Genomic DNA, 14223 nt, shown 5'->3' with positions numbered 1-14223 from the left:
TCAGGCCGTGACGTCTCGGGTGCCCGCTGCGAAGACGTCCTCCAGCCGCGGCGCGCGGTCGAGGATCTTCTGGTCCACCGCCGCTCGCAGCAGGCCCTCCAGCACCTCGCGGTTGGGCTCGATCCCGTAGGGCAGAGGGTCTTCCCACCCGGTGATGTCCATGACGCTGCGGTGCATGCGGTCGGTCGCCGTCTCCTGCGGCAGCGAGCCGCTGCGCAACTGGTCCACGTAACGCCGCTTCGACTCGGCGAAGGCGTCGAACACCCGACGCCCGAGGTCGGGGTGCTGGTCGAGCAGCTCGTCGCGGATCACCACCAGGTGGTTGATCGGCCACAGGCCCCGTCGCAGTGCCGCATGTGCCGCGCCCTCGGGGAGCAGGGGGCGGGCGTCGGGGGAGTCGATCTCCACCCCGACGACCGCGGCCAGGTCGCGGCTGGCGAGCATCTCGTCGAGCGTCCGGCCCGGGTCGATCGGGGCGACGTTCGCCGGCGGTCGGTAGGCCTCGACGTGCTCGTCACCGGAGAGCACCCAGGTGATCGAGTCGAGGTCGACGCCGTGCTCGGAGGCCAGTACCGACCGCGCCCACACCCCGGTGGTCACGGTGTATCCCCGGTTGACGCCGACCTTCCTGCCCTCGAGCTGCTTCGGCTTGGTGATGCCGTGCCGCGTGTCGACGGTGATGGCTCCGTGGTGGAAGCCGCGGACGAGGAACGCCGGCACCGCGGTGAAGCGCACCCCGTGCGCCTTCGCGACCAGGTAGGTCGTCAGCGCCATCTCGCAGACGTCGAACTCCAGGTTCCGCACCATCCGGCGGAAGCCCTGGACCAGGACGGGGACCTCCTCGAAGGCGAAGGTCGCGCCCTCGGGGGTGACGGTGCCGTCCAGCAGCGCCCGGTTGTTCCCCTGGGCGCGCGTGACGGTGCGCAGGTTCAGGTCGGCCATGGCGGCGGACGCTAGCACGCTGATGGTCAGACCAATAGACCGTCGTCTAGGGTGCTCCACGACACACGGCGCGGGAGGAGCAGCAATGGCGGAACAGGTGCTTGCGGCGGTCCGGACCGCCCCGGGGACGACGGAGCTCCAGGAGTTCCCGATGCCGGAGATCGCGGACGACGCCGCGTTGCTCAAGATCGAGGTGGCCGGGATCTGCGGCACCGACGTGAAGCTGTACCGGAAGCCCACGATCGACGAGCCGGTGATCATGGGGCACGAGAACGTCGGGATCGTCGCCCGGGCGGGCGCCACGTGGTCCAGGATGCACGGCCTCGTCGAGGGCAACCGGATCTTCGTCGAGCACTACGTCGGCTGCATGCACTGCGAGTGGTGCCGGGCCGGTGAGTACCGGCACTGCGAGCTCACCGATTGGCGCACCAACCCCGACGCCCGTCGCTACGGCTACACCTCGTCGAACAACCCCGGCCGCCTGTGGGGTGGGTTCGCGCAGTACCTGTACCTGCCCTGGAACGCCGTCACCCACAAGGTGCCCGACGGCGTCAGCGCCGAGCTCGCCGGCCTGGTCACCCCGCTGTCCAACGGCATCGAGTGGGCGCTCAACGCGGGCAAGGTCGGCTACGCGACCAGCGTGCTGATCCAGGGACCCGGCCAGCAGGGGCTCTCCCAGGTGGTTGCCTCCAAGCAGGCGGGTGCTTCGCTGATCGTCGTCACCGGCACCACCCGCGACGCAACCCGGCTGCAGCTGGCCCTGGACCTCGGCGCGGACGCGGTCATCGACGTCCAGCGCGAAGATCCGCTGGAGCGGGTCCTGGAGCTCACCGGGGGCACGGGCGTCGACGTCGTCCTGGACTGCACCTCCGGGGCCGGCACCGCGCCGGTGCTGCTCGGCATCGACGCGCTCAAGCGGCGCGAGGGCATCATGGTCACCCAGGGCGAGGAGGCCGCGTTCCCGGACTTCCCGCTGAAGAAGATGACCGAGAAATGCATCACCCTGGGCAGCGCGCGCGGCCACAGCTACCGCTCCGTGGAGCTGGCGCTGGACCAGCTGGCGTCGGGTCGGTTCCCTCTGGAGCGGCTGGCCACGCACACGTTCGGCCTCGAGGACGTCGACCATGCCATCCGGGCGCTCGCCGGCGAGACCGGTGAGGACGCCCTGCACATCTCCCTCAAGCCCTGGGGCGATGCATGAGCGCCGCCCGGGACAACGTCGTCGTCACGGGCATCGCCCGGGCAGACCGGGCTGTCGTCGACGGGCTCGCCGGGTGCGGTGTCGCGACCGTCCACGAGGCGCAGGGGCGCACCCATCTGCTGGATCCCGCGCTGAGGCCGGTGTACTCCGGCGCCCGGGTCGCCGGCACCGCCGTCACGGTGAGCCTGCCGCCGGGGGACAACTGGATGGTGCACGTGGCGGTCGAGCAGTGCGCCGAGGGCGACGTGCTGGTCATCGCGCCCACGACGCCGTCACAGGCCGCCTACATCGGTGATCTGCTGGCCACCGCCCTGGCAACCAGGGGGGTCCGCGGCGTGGTGGTGGACGCGGGTGTCCGCGACGTCGCCGAGCTGACCGCCATGGGATTCCCGGCGTGGTCCCGCCACGTGTCGGCGTTCGGGTGCATCAAGGAGACGCTCGGCAGCGTCAACGTGGGAGTCGTCTGCGCAGGTCAGTGGATCGAGCCGGGTGACGTGGTGGTGGCCGACGACGACGGCGTGGTCGTCGTGCCGCAGGGCCGCGCGGTCGAGGTGCTGCAGGCCGCCCGAGCCCGCGAGGAGCGCGAGGCGGGCATCCGGGAGCGGTACCGGGGCGGGCAGCTCGGACTGGACATGAACGACATGCGCGAACCCCTGGCCGCCAAGGGGCTCCGCTACGTCGAACAGGAGCCGCCGCGTTGATCATCGACTGCCACGGCCACTACACCACCGAGCCGGCCCAGCTGACCCTCTTCCGCAAGGCGCAGAAGGCCGCGCTGGAGAGCGGCGGCGGTGCGCCGCAGCTCGGGAGCGTCAGCGATGACGAGGTGCGGGAGAGCGTCGAGAACAACCAGCTGAGGGTCCTGCGCGAGCGCCGTGGGGACCTGATGATCTTCTCTCCGCGCGCGTCGGGGATGGAGCACCACGTCGCCGACCGGGACACCGCCGTCGCGTGGGCGCGCGCCAGCAACGACCTGGTCGCCCGGGTGGCCGATCTCTACCCGCAGCACTTCGCCTCGGTCTGCCAGCTCCCCCAGACCCCCGGCGGAACGCTGGACGACGTCGTCGCCGAGCTGCGCCGCTGCGTCGAGGACCGCGGGTTCGTCGGCGCCAACCTCAACCCGGACCCCTCCGGGGGGTTCTGGAACTCCCCGCCGCTGACCGATCCGTACTGGTACCCGGTGTACGAGGCGCTGGTGGAGCTCGACGTCCCCGCGATGGTGCACGTCTCCAGCTCGTGCAACCCGAACTTCCACGCGCTCGGCGCCCACTACCTCAACGCCGACACCTCCGCCTTCATGCAGCTGCTCGAGGGCGATCTGTTCGAGCGGTTCCCCGCGCTGCGGCTGGTGATCCCGCACGGTGGCGGGGCGGTTCCCTACCACTGGGGCCGCTACCGGGGGTTGTCCATGCGCATGGGCTGGAAGGACCCGTCGGAGCTGTTGCGCAACGTCTTCTTCGACACCTGCGTCTACCACCAGCCGGGGATCGACCTGCTGACCCGGGTGATCCCGGCGGAGAACATCCTCTTCGCCTCCGAGATGCTCGGCGCGGTGCGCGGCGGCGATCCGGACACCGGCATCGCCTGGGACGACACCTTGCAGTACCTGGACGCCGCCGGGCTGGACGAGGCCCAGCTGCAGGCGGTTCTCGAGGGAAATGCCCGCCGGGTCTACCCCCGGCTCGATGCCCGCCTGAGAGGGAAGTGACCCCGTGTCCCGACTGCGCCTGACCTTCGCCTGTGGCGACTACGACCGCACCCGAGCGCTGGAGGACGGCACCGTCCGCCCCGACGGCATCGACCTGACCTACCTGCGGCTGCCGGTGGAGGAGACGTTCTTCCGGATGATGCGGTTCCGGGAGTTCGAGGTCGCCGAGATGTCGATGTCGTCCTACGTGAAGTCCCTGGACCTCCACGATCCCCCGTTCGTCGCGCTGCCGGTCTACACGTCCCGGCAGTTCCGGCACACCGGCATCTTCGTGAACGCGGAGTCGGGCATCGAGAAGCCCGGGGACCTGCGGGGCAAGGTCGTGGGCACACCGGAGTGGCAGCTGACGGCGAACGTCTGGATCCGCGGTCTGCTCGCCGACCAGTACGGGGTGCCCGTGGACTCCGTCGAGTACCGGACGGGCGGGCAGGAAACCCCGGGCCGGATCGAGAAGGCCGCGGTGGACCTCGGCGAGCGCATCCGCATCTCGCCGATCGGTCCCGCCCAGACGTTGGCGCGGATGCTGGCCGACGGCGAGATCGACGCGTTCCAGGGTCCGCGGGTGCCGTCGTCCTTCGTGCCCGGCGGCAACGTGCGCCGCTTGTTCGCCGATCCGGTGGCGGCGGAGAAGCAGTACTTCGCCGAGACCGGCATCTTCCCGATCATGCACGTCGTGGTCGTCCGGCGGGACGTCTACGAGAGTCACCCGTGGGTGGCCCAGACGCTCACCAAGGCCTTCTACCTCGCCAAGCAGAAGGCCGCCGCGGAGCTGTACGACGCCTCGGCGCTGCGGTTCATGCTGCCCTGGCTCATCCCCGGTCTCGAGGAGGCGCGGGCGCTGATGGGCGAGGACTACTGGTCCTACGGCCTGCCGGGCAACGAGCACGTCCTTTCCACCTTCCTGCGCTACCACCACCAGCAGGGGCTTTCCCGGCGGCAGTACGAGCCGGCAGAGCTGTTCGCGCCGGAGACCGCTGAGGCGTTCGTCATCTGATGACCGTCGTCGAGGAGATCCGCACCGTCGGCGTCGTGGGCTGGGGCCGGATGGGTGCCGAGATGGGTCGATGGCTCGTCGAGCGGGGATGGCCGGTGCTCGCGACCGACCCGGCTCCGGGTGCCGAGGAGCGGATCGGGGAGGCGGGGGCGCAGTTCCGCGACTCGGTCGCCGACGTCGCCCTGGAGGCCGATCTCGTCCTGCTGGTCGTCGTCGACGACGCCCAGGTCGAGGAGGCGATCGCCGGCGCCGGCGGTATCCGCGACGCCGCCCGTCCGGGGACCGTGGTGGCGATCTGCGCGTCCGTGCGCCCCGACACCTGTGTCCGGATGGCGGAGGCCGCGGCGGAGCGGGGCGTCGCGGTGGTCGACGTCGCGCTGGTCGGTGGCGAGCGGGCGGCCGAGCAGGCCGGCCTGACGCTGATGTGCGGCGGCGAAGCCGCGGTGCTGGACCGGTGCGCGCAGGCCTTCGCGGCGTTCGCGACCGACGTCTGCCACATCGGTGGGCCCGGCACCGGGCAGGTGGCCAAGAGCGCCAACAACGTGCTCATGTGGACGGCCCTGCGGGCCGACGTCGAGGTGTTGCGCCTGGCCCGTTCGCTCGGTGTCGCGCCGGGCCGGCTGCGCAGCATCCTGGGGGCCGGTACCGGGGCCAACCAGGTGCTCGCCGACTGGGGTCTGCACCGGCTGCGCTGGCCGGCGAAGGACCTGGAGGTCGCGCTGGCCATGGCGGAGGAGGCCGGCGTGGACGTGCCGCTGGTGCGGGCCCTGCAGCCGCTGGTGACCGAACTGACCCGCGAGGACCTGGCCGACCTGCGGTGAGCCCGCGTCCTCCGTGGCGGGGACCGGGCGCGGCCGCCGCGGAGGACGGGGGTCAGGCGGCCGCGGTGAGCAGGCTCTTGAGCGGGGTGCCGGCGTCGGCGACCCGGTCGGCCGGCAGCGGCAGCCCGTGGGTGAGGGCCTTGCGCACGGCCAGGTAGTCGGCGGGGCTGTTGACCGCGTCGACGGCCAGCAGCTGGCCGGTGCGGTAGTAGAGGACGGAGAAGCTCTCGCTGTCGGGGTTGCCGCGGACCACGGCCTCGTCGAAGCCGGTGGACAGCCCGGCGATCTGCAGCTTCAGATCGCCCTGGTTGGACCAGAACCACGGCACGCTGCGGGTGCTGACCTCTCGGCCGAGCAGTGTGGTGGCGGCCAGCGTGGCCTGCGCGACGGCGCTGGGCACCGACTCCAGCCGGACCCTGCCGTCTCCGGTCATGGGGTGCGGCTGGACCGTGCAGTCCCCGGCGGCGACCACCGACGGCGCGCTGGTGCGGGCGTGCGCGTCTACGACGATGCCGCCGTCGCACTCCAGCCCGAGCTGCTCGGCCAGCTCCACGCGCGGGATCACGCCGATGCCCACCATGACCAGATCGGCGGGCAGGCTGCGGCCGTCGGCGAGGAGCACGGCCTCGACCCGGCCGGCGGTGCCCTGGAAGCCGACGACCCCGGTGGCGAGGAGGACCGTGCTGCCCCGGCGCTCGTGGGCGCCGCGGTAGAACTCCGAGACGACCGGCGCCACGGCCCGGCCGACCAGCCGGTCGGCCGCCTCGACGACGGTGACCTGCTTGTCCATGGCCCGCGCGGCGGCCGCGGCCTCGAGACCGACGAACCCGCCACCGACCACGACGACGCGGGAGGCCCCGGCCAGCTGGTCCCGCAGGGCGACGGCGTCGTCGAGGTCGCGCAGGTACAGGATCCCGCCGAGGTCGGCGCCGGGCACGTCGAGCCGGCGTGGACGGGCGCCGACGGTGAGCGCCAACCGGGCGAAGGGCAGCTCCCGGCCGCTGGCCGTCCGGGCCACTCCCGGCCGGTCGTCGCGGGGGAGCGCGATCTCCTCGACCCGCTCGCCGCACACCAGCTCGATGTCGTGGTCCGGGTAGAACGTCGGGCTGCGAAAGGCCAGCGTCTCCGGCGTCGCCATACCGGCCAGGAACTCCTTGGACAGCGGGGGCCGCTGGTAGGGGGCGTGCGCCTCCGCGCCGACGAGCGTGATCGGAGCGGTGTCGCCGAGCTGGCGCAGGGACGTCACCAGCTGCGCGCCCGCCTGGCTGGCGCCGACGACCAGCGTGCCGGCCTCGTGCTCGGAGAGCGGCATGAGGGCCTCCCGAATCTCCAACAAATGGTATTACCATTCTGCCATAACACGTCGAGGAGGGCGAGACATGACCGAAGACCTGCGCCGACTGGTGTCGCTGGGGTGCCGGATCCTGGGGGCTGCGGACCAGGGCGACCTCATCTGGGGGCACGTCTCGGTCCGGGACCCCGAGGGGCGCGGCATCTGGATGAAGGCCTCGGGGCTCGGCTTCGAGGAAGTAGGGCCCGACGACGTCATCCTGGTGTCCTGGGACGGCGAGGTGCTCGCCGGCACCGGTCGCCGGCACGCCGAGTACCCCATCCACACCGAGGTCATGCGGACACGCTCCGACGTCGGCAGCGTCATCCACACCCACTCCCCGGCCGCGGTGGCGCTGGGGGCGATCGGGGTTCCGCTGCGCCCCATCTCGCACGAGGCGAACCTGTTCGCCCCACCGGACATCGCCCGCTTCACGGGCACCGGCGATCTCGTGCTGACCGCCGAGCTGGGCCGTGCCGTCGCCGCCGCGCTGGGTGAACGCAACGCCTGCCTGCTGGTCAACCACGGGATCGTCGTCGCCGCGCCGGACGTGCAGACGGCGACGGTCACCGCCTACCTGCTCGACCGTGCCTGCCGGATGCAGCTCACCGCCATGGCAGCCGGCGGATGGGCCACCTGGTCCTCGCCCGAGGAGTCGCTGTCCAAGCGGGACCACTGCTACTCCGACGCGATGCTGCAGGGTGCCTGGGATTACCTGGTGCGGCGGCTCGAGCGGAGCTAAGCGCAGGGCTACCCGGCCCGGCCGAGGCGGCGCAGGGCCAGCGCGGGGATCAGCATGCCGGCGCCCACGACCGCCATGGCAGGCGTCAGGGGGATGGCGACGACCAGGCCGGCGACGGCCAGCGGCGCCGCGAGGAGGGCGGCCGCGCGGAAGGTGCCGCTCGCCGCGATGGCCTCGCCGCGCTCCTCGGGGTGCACCGCCTCCGCGGCGATGGCGGGCCCCAGCACCTGGACCGCCCCCGCTGCGATGCCGCTGACCACGAGCACGAGCGCGGAGAGGGCGGTGCTCCAGGCCACCACGCCGGTCAGCCCGGTCGCGATGCCGGTCAGGACGATGCCCGCCCCCAGCAGCGGCATGGTCCAGCGTCCCCGCAACCGGCCGGCCACGGCGGTGCCCACCAGGGATGCCCCGTTCGCAGCGGCGACGAGCGTTCCGATCGTGGTGGCCGACTGGCGCGCCTGGTCCAGGGCGACGGGCACGTAGGAGGTCAGCAGTGCCCGCCAGGCGCCGGCGGTCATCCCCGCCCAGCACGCGACGTCGACCCCTGGTCGGCGCCACACCCGGCCCGGGGGGCGGTCGGCGGGGGGCGCGAACGGTGGCAGCCGGTCCAGCAGCGCGTTGGGTACCAGGCCGAGCAGCGCCACGGCCGCGGCGACGACGAGGGCGACGGTCGGGCTGTCCTCGGACAGCACGCCTGCGAGGAGGGGCCCGGTCAGCAATCCGACGGAGGCGGCAAGGTTGACCCGTGCCAGGGCTCCGGCCGCGCGCCCCGCCCCCCGGACGACGTGCGTCTGGCTGCCGGTCCAGAAGAGGGCGCGGGAGGCACCCTGCAGCAGCTGTGCCGCGACGAAGGGGACCAGTCCCGCGGAGACGGCCACCACGGCGCAGCTGACGGCGAGCAGTACACCGGCAGCGGCGATCAGGATCCAGTCCGGCCAGCGGCGCATGGCCCAGCCGAGGCAGAGCCGCACGAGCATCTGCGACAGGGCCGAGGCTGCCGTCAGCGCGCCGATCTCGAAGGCCGAGTACCCGGCTTCGATGGCCAGCAGGGGCAGCGCGAGGCTGGCGATGCTCAGCGACACCGAGTAGATGCCGGCACCTGTCGCCGATGCGAGGGTGTCCCGCCGACTGGCCAAGTCCCCACCCCCGCTCGTCGTCAGGCACGCTAGCAGTCGTGGACTAATGGTCTGACACCCCACCCGACGCAGGGTGCGCGGGCTTGCCGCATGTTCGTGTTCGTGGACACGCGACGCCCTCCGCTGGACGGTGGTGTCGAACCGCCTCGGCCGGGGTGTCGTGGGTACTGGACCCCGCGGACTCGGCAGAGCGGCGCACCACCCCGGCCTCGTCGCCGGGCGTTTCTGCGGGAACGCCCGTCGAGGCGCACGACCCCTGGAAGAGTCGTGTCGGCGATGAACCCACAGGGTGCCGGCTGCCGCGTGGCCGGAGTCCTGAGCGAGCCTCTGGTGGGAGACCTAGGGTTCGGTGTCAAATGGTCATACCACTGGACTCACCGAGGAGGCGCTGCATGGAGCAGGAGCGAACGAAGTCCCAGACCCGCGAGCAGACGGCACAGAACGTGCACGTCTACGACGACCACTACAAGAAGGCCCGCATCTACGTGCGGGAGCTGGCCAGCAACCGGTACACCCTGACCGAGGAGCGGCGCGAGCGCGTCACGACCGTTCCCCGGGTGTGGACTCCGACCCTGGGGGAGGGGCTGAGCCTCAAGGAGAACTGGAACATCATCGACCCTGGTGATGAGCAGTTCCGCACGCAGAGCCTGCACCTGCACTTCGTCGTGATCCAGCCCAACGGGCGCAACGACGGGCACGGACACCAGAACGAGGCGTTGTTCTACGTGCTCGAGGGCAACGGCTACGAGACCCACGACGGCAAGGACTACCCGTGGAGCGCCGGGGACGCCGTCGCCGTGCACAACGACTGCGTGCACTGGCACAACAACCCAGACCCCGAGAAGCGCGCGGTCTGCCTCGTCATGAAGCCCAAGCCGCTGTCGCTGTTCCTCGGCCTCACCTTCCAGGGGAAGATCGGCACCAAGCCGGCCGACGAGGACCAGTGGGAGCCGCGCACCGAGTGGCTGACCGCGCGTCCCGAGGGTGACGAGCTCGTCCCCAAGGTGCTCACTCCTGCCGACACCGAGTGGCTGTGGACCGAGTTCGGCCGCGTCCGCCAGATCGCCGGCAAGGGTGCGCCCCTCCGGATCAAGGGTACCGACGCCTACCTGCACGAGATCCCGGCCGACAGCCGTTCGGGCAAGCGGTGGCAGATGGCCGACGAGGCGGTGCACGTCCTCGACGGCGAGGGTTACGACCTGCACTGGGACGTCGAGGCCGAGATCGCCGACCAGTTCTACGCGCGTGTGGCGAAGAAGCCAACGCGCTGGGACTGGAAGAAGGGGGACATGATCTGGGTGCCCCACAACACGATCGTGCAGCGGTTCAGCACCGGCACCGAGTCGGCGAAGCTCATCGGGGCGTCGAACAGCATCTACGCCGAGCTCGGCTACTCGCGCATCGTGTTCTTCGAGAACGCGCCCGAGTTCGACGACGCGTCGCTGCGGGCTGCTGCCGGCGACGGCTTCACCGCGCCGCCGCCCGCCTGAGCCGACGCGGCCGCGACCGCACCCCGGGTTCGTTCGCCCGGGGCGCGCTCGCGGTCGCCTTCGGCGGGTCAGCCCGTCGGCCCCGTCTCCAGGAGCACCGCGTCGAAGGTCGCCAGATCCAACCGCGGATTCGGCTCGGCCCGGTCCAGGTCCAGGGCCGCCAGCTTCGCGTTCTGCACGAGGAAGGCGAGGTCGGCGCCGGTCATCCCTGCGGTCCGTGGGACCAGGTGCTCCACCATCCGGTCGAGGGTCAGGTCGCCGTCGAGCGCCGTGCCCGCGAGGTGGATCCGGAGGATCTCGGCTCGACCGGCCTCGTCCGGCGGGCCGACGTGCAAGTGCACACCGAACCTGCCGGGGCGGAGTGCGGCAGGATCGACCATGTTCATCCGGTTGGTGGCGCCGATGACGAGCACCTGGCTGCGCTGCGCCATCCCGTCCAGCTCGGCCAGGAGCTGGTTGACCACCCGCTGTGGCGCGCGTGTGCCCTCGTGCTCGAGGTCGCTGCGCTTGGGGACGACCGCGTCCAGCTGGTCGAAGAACACGATGCACGGTGCCGCGCGCCGGGCGACGTCGAACACGCGACGCACGCTCTCCTCGGACTCGCCCAGCCACTGGGAGAACAGCTCGGGACCGTTGATCGGCAGGAAATTCACGCCGGCCTCCCGTGCGATCGCCTGGGCGAGCAGGGTCTTGCCCGTGCCGGGTGGCCCGTAGAGCAGGACGCCGAGGTTGCTCGACAGCCCGATCCGCTCGAAGACCTCCGGGTGCCGCAGCGGCTTCTCGACGAGGTCGCGCAGCCGGATCTTCACCTGCTCCAGCCCGCCGATGTCGGCCCACGTCACCCGCGGATAGGTGATCAGCGACTCGCGCATCGCGGCCGGCTGCACGGTGCCGAGGGCAGCGTCGAAGTCACCGCGGGAGACGACGAGTTCGGCGGCGTCGGGGTAGGTGGCCATGGACGGGGACTCGACGAACCGCGTCGAGGCCCGTCGCAGGGCGTTGAGCCCGGCCTCCCGGCTGAGCTCCATGATGTCGGCGCCCACGAAGCCGTACGCGCGCTCGGCGATCGCGGACAGCCCGGCGAGGGCGTCGTCGTCCAGCGGCATCTCCCGGGTCTGCACGCGGAGGATCTGCTCCCGCGCCTCGGTTCCGGGGGTCGGGAAGTGGATCTCCCGGTCGAAGCGGCCGGCCCGCCTCAGCGCCGGGTCGATCGCCTCGACCCGGTTCGTCGTGCCGATGACAAGCACGCCCTCGGCCTGCTTGAGTCCGTCGAGCAGCGCCAGCAGCTGGGTGACGGTTCGCGCCTCGGTCGTGCTCGTGGCCATCCGCCGCGCCGGCGCGATGGCGTCGAGCTCGTCGACGAAGATGATCGACGGCGGGTTCAGGCTCGCCTCGGCGAAGATCTTGCGCAGGTTCGCCTCGGTCTCGCCGGAGAACGTGCCGACGACCTCGGGCCCGTTGATGTAGAAGAGCTCGGCGTTGATCTCGTTGGCCACGCTGCGGGCGAGCAGGGTCTTCCCCGTGCCCGGCGCCCCGTGGAAGATCACGCCGCGCGGGGGGTTGATGCCCAACTGGCGGTACACCTGGGGGAAGATCAGGGGCAGCTCGACGAACTCGCGTACCTCTCTGATCTGCGCTGTGAGCCCCCCGACGTCCTCGAAGGTCGTGTTCAGCACCGTCTCGGAGGACTTGTCGTGGTCGTGCTCGTGGTCGCCCGGCCCGTGGTGGTGATCGTCCTGGACCATCCAGATGGTCGTCTCGCCGGTGACCACGCCCTCGGTGCCGTCCCCGCCCACCGGGGCGACGAAGTGAACCTCGTACGTGACGCCGGCCATCGCGTCGGGCATGCGGACGTAGAGGAGCATGCCCGGGCGGACGGCGACCCGCTGCTCGGTGAGGAGCCGCCTGAGCGCGGGCACCAGCTGCGGGTCGAAGCGCTGGCTCATGTCCAGTCCGGGAACCAGGGCGAGCTCTCGCGCGGGCGCCGGTTCTACCCGCTCCAGGGTCACCTGCTCGTGCGGATAGGCCTTCAGCGCCTGCCGGGTGAACCGGTCGATGCGCACGCCGCCGGCTCCCGGCTCGTCGACCGGGCCCGAGACCCGGCACAGCACGCTGCGCCCGCGCTCCGTGGCGATCCGGACCACATCGCCCTCGGCCGCTCCGAGGGTCGCCCGGACGTCGGGGGCGAGGACGGCCGCGCACAGGTGCGCGGCCCGGTAGTCGATCGGGCGGGAGTCGACGACGGCCGACGATGGCATGGGGCTCCGTTCGATGAGGGAGGATCCACCTCACTCGTCCCTGCGGGGGAACCAGCTGGTGGTCAGTCCATTCTGCCGGGTTCGCTCCTCCCCCCGCATGCCCCCCGGCGCATGCCGCTCGAGCAGTGCCGCGACGCCGGGCTGCCGCTGGAGCCGGCCGAGGCGATCGGCCACGTGCGGGCCTGGCTGACCAACGGGCACGACGGCTCGCGCGTAGGCGACGAACTCGACCGGCTGCTCGGGTTGCGGTCCTGGTGACTCGCCCGCGACCCGCTACCGGGGGCGGTCGGCGGCTCGGGGTGGCGCCGGAGCGGCTCGGCCGCTGGCTGGACGGCGTCGCCGAACGGCACGGGAGCTTCACCGAGGTCGCGCCCTCCGCGGAGGCGCTGCGCATCACCTGCGCCGACAGCACCACCGTCGTCCTGCAGGCGCCCGTCGGCTGGACCCCGCAGCCGCCGCTGCTGGGCACCTTCACCGCAGCCGCGCGGCAGCGGCAGCGGGCGGCGGTCCTGCTGGTGCGACGCGGGCGCTGGGCGGTGGGCGTCTTCGACGGCGCCGATCTCGTCGTCTCCAAGGTCGACGCGCGCCAGGTGCAGGGCCGGACGGCGGCCGGTGGCTGGTCGCAGCAGCGGTTCGCCCGCAGGCGCGGGAACCAGACCGACGCCGTCGTGACCCACGCCGTCGAGACCGCGGTACGGGTGCTGCTGCCGCACGCCGCGTCGGTGACCGCGCTGTTCACCGGGGGCGATCGCGGCCTGGTGGACGAGGTGCTGACCGATGCCCGTCTCGCGCCGCTGGTCGCGCTGCGGCGGGAGCCGGCGCTGGACGTCGGCGAGCCGACCAAGGCGGTCCTGCTCGAGACCCCGAAGCAGTTCCGCGCCGTCCAGGTGCACATCGTCGAGCCGGACGAGCGGGGCGACTGACGTCAGCCTGCCGCGACGCCTGCCGCGGGGACCGGTCGGCCCATGGCCTCCGGGAAGAGCGGGAACCGGCTGGTGACGCCCAGCCGCTCCAGGTCCGCCTGGTCCGGGGAGGCGGCCTCCGCGGGGTCGATGCCGATCCCGACCCCGTCTCCCTCGTTCCGCGGGAAGGTCACGGTGACGACGCCGGAGTGCTCGGCGAGCAACCGCTGCGCTTCCGCCCGCAGGTCCCCCGGCCGGTAGCGCGTCGGCTCCACCCGGATGTCGAACGGGGCGCCGGCGTACTCCTCGATCAGCGCGGCGACCTCCGTGGGGAGATCGCCGAACCAGCGGAGGACGAGCACGGAGCGATCGCGCGCGTCGAGGACCCCGAAGTCGGGGGACTCGCCGGCGAGCGCGTGCAGTCGCTCGGTGAACGTGAACTGCTCGTGGGGGATCGGCTGCGCGCCGAGCTCCTCCGGCGAGAGCTGGCCGTCCGGCAGCAGCCCGTCCTCCGGGAAGGGGTCGGGCTCCGGTGGCATGGGCTGCAACGTCACGAACGGCGGCGCGTCGTCCGGCGACGGCGCTCCGGACGGGGATCTCTCCGCACAGCCGGTCGCGACCAGCAGGGTGCCGACCAGCAGCAGCACCGGACGGACGCGGACCATGGGCCCAGGTTGCCGCCGGGCCGCGTCGGCCCCA

Annotated in this window: 14 protein-coding genes; 9 read left to right on the top strand and 5 right to left on the bottom strand. The window is 72.1% G+C overall.

The features are described from left to right. Window positions 1–942 (bottom strand): ABC transporter substrate-binding protein, encoded by a 942-nt coding sequence (locus CRP30_RS04560; RefSeq protein ID WP_200814531.1) that lies wholly within the window; start codon window positions 940–942, stop codon window positions 1–3. Between the two features lie 85 nt (window positions 943–1027). Between CRP30_RS04560 and CRP30_RS04555 the strand changes: the two genes are divergently transcribed. The 5 genes from CRP30_RS04555 to CRP30_RS04535 are packed head-to-tail and all read left to right on the top strand — an operon-like array spanning window position 1028 to window position 5666. After that, on the top strand, window positions 1028–2143 hold the full coding sequence (locus CRP30_RS04555; protein WP_097182700.1) for a zinc-dependent alcohol dehydrogenase: 1116 nt from the start codon (window positions 1028–1030) through the stop codon (window positions 2141–2143). Beyond that, entirely contained in the window at window positions 2140–2844 is a 705-nt protein-coding gene (locus tag CRP30_RS04550) for a 4-carboxy-4-hydroxy-2-oxoadipate aldolase/oxaloacetate decarboxylase (RefSeq protein WP_097182699.1), read from the top strand. Before CRP30_RS04555 ends, CRP30_RS04550 begins: the two co-directional genes overlap by 4 nt. Continuing rightward, window positions 2841–3851 carry an amidohydrolase family protein gene (locus CRP30_RS04545; protein ID WP_097182698.1) on the top strand — a complete coding sequence of 337 codons (1011 nt, stop codon included), beginning with the start codon at window positions 2841–2843 and terminating at the stop codon, window positions 3849–3851. The genes CRP30_RS04550 and CRP30_RS04545 overlap by 4 nt, the downstream gene beginning before the upstream one ends. A gap of 4 nt (window positions 3852–3855) precedes the next feature. After that, window positions 3856–4845 (top strand): type 2 periplasmic-binding domain-containing protein, encoded by a 990-nt coding sequence (locus CRP30_RS04540; protein WP_097182697.1) that lies wholly within the window; start codon window positions 3856–3858, stop codon window positions 4843–4845. Next, complete coding sequence (locus CRP30_RS04535) at window positions 4845–5666, top strand: NAD(P)-dependent oxidoreductase (RefSeq protein ID WP_097182696.1); 822 nt, start codon at window positions 4845–4847, stop codon at window positions 5664–5666. Before CRP30_RS04540 ends, CRP30_RS04535 begins: the two co-directional genes overlap by 1 nt. Window positions 5667–5718: 52 nt before the next feature. On the opposite strand, the gene CRP30_RS04530 is transcribed toward CRP30_RS04535, so the two are convergent. Beyond that, entirely contained in the window at window positions 5719–6978 is a 1260-nt protein-coding gene (locus CRP30_RS04530) for an NAD(P)/FAD-dependent oxidoreductase (protein WP_097182695.1), read from the bottom strand. A gap of 67 nt (window positions 6979–7045) precedes the next feature. Here CRP30_RS04530 and CRP30_RS04525 point away from each other — a divergent pair, with 67 nt between their 5' ends. Further along, entirely contained in the window at window positions 7046–7738 is a 693-nt protein-coding gene (locus CRP30_RS04525; protein ID WP_097182694.1) for a class II aldolase/adducin family protein, read from the top strand. A gap of 8 nt (window positions 7739–7746) precedes the next feature. Here CRP30_RS04525 and CRP30_RS04520 read toward each other — a convergent pair whose 3' ends face one another. After that, on the bottom strand, window positions 7747–8874 hold the full coding sequence (locus tag CRP30_RS04520; RefSeq protein ID WP_143278398.1) for an MFS transporter: 1128 nt from the start codon (window positions 8872–8874) through the stop codon (window positions 7747–7749). 392 nt (window positions 8875–9266) lie between these two features. Here CRP30_RS04520 and CRP30_RS04515 point away from each other — a divergent pair, with 392 nt between their 5' ends. Continuing rightward, window positions 9267–10364 (top strand): cupin domain-containing protein, encoded by a 1098-nt coding sequence (locus CRP30_RS04515; protein ID WP_159961531.1) that lies wholly within the window; start codon window positions 9267–9269, stop codon window positions 10362–10364. Between the two features lie 68 nt (window positions 10365–10432). Here CRP30_RS04515 and CRP30_RS04510 read toward each other — a convergent pair whose 3' ends face one another. Beyond that, window positions 10433–12622, bottom strand: coding sequence for an AAA family ATPase (locus CRP30_RS04510; protein WP_097182691.1), 2190 nt, complete (start codon window positions 12620–12622; stop codon window positions 10433–10435). A gap of 111 nt (window positions 12623–12733) precedes the next feature. Between CRP30_RS04510 and CRP30_RS22430 the strand changes: the two genes are divergently transcribed. After that, window positions 12734–12880, top strand: a complete 147-nt coding sequence (locus tag CRP30_RS22430) for a hypothetical protein (protein WP_159961528.1) — start codon at window positions 12734–12736, stop codon at window positions 12878–12880. Further along, window positions 12877–13545 (top strand): acVLRF1 family peptidyl-tRNA hydrolase, encoded by a 669-nt coding sequence (locus CRP30_RS04505; protein WP_097182690.1) that lies wholly within the window; start codon window positions 12877–12879, stop codon window positions 13543–13545. The genes CRP30_RS22430 and CRP30_RS04505 overlap by 4 nt, the downstream gene beginning before the upstream one ends. A 2-nt stretch (window positions 13546–13547) precedes the next feature. On the opposite strand, the gene CRP30_RS04500 is transcribed toward CRP30_RS04505, so the two are convergent. Then, the gene (locus CRP30_RS04500) at window positions 13548–14189 is read right to left on the bottom strand and encodes a hypothetical protein (RefSeq protein WP_097182689.1); all 642 of its coding nucleotides are present in this window, start codon (window positions 14187–14189) and stop codon (window positions 13548–13550) included. Window positions 14190–14223 lie beyond the last annotated feature (34 nt).

Origin of the sequence: Blastococcus haudaquaticus (assembly GCF_900230285.1) — a bacterium.
GTDB lineage: Bacteria > Actinomycetota > Actinomycetes > Mycobacteriales > Geodermatophilaceae > Blastococcus_B > Blastococcus_B haudaquaticus.
Note: the sequence above shows the minus strand (reverse complement) of the source record. Positions and strands in the feature narration are given on the sequence as shown.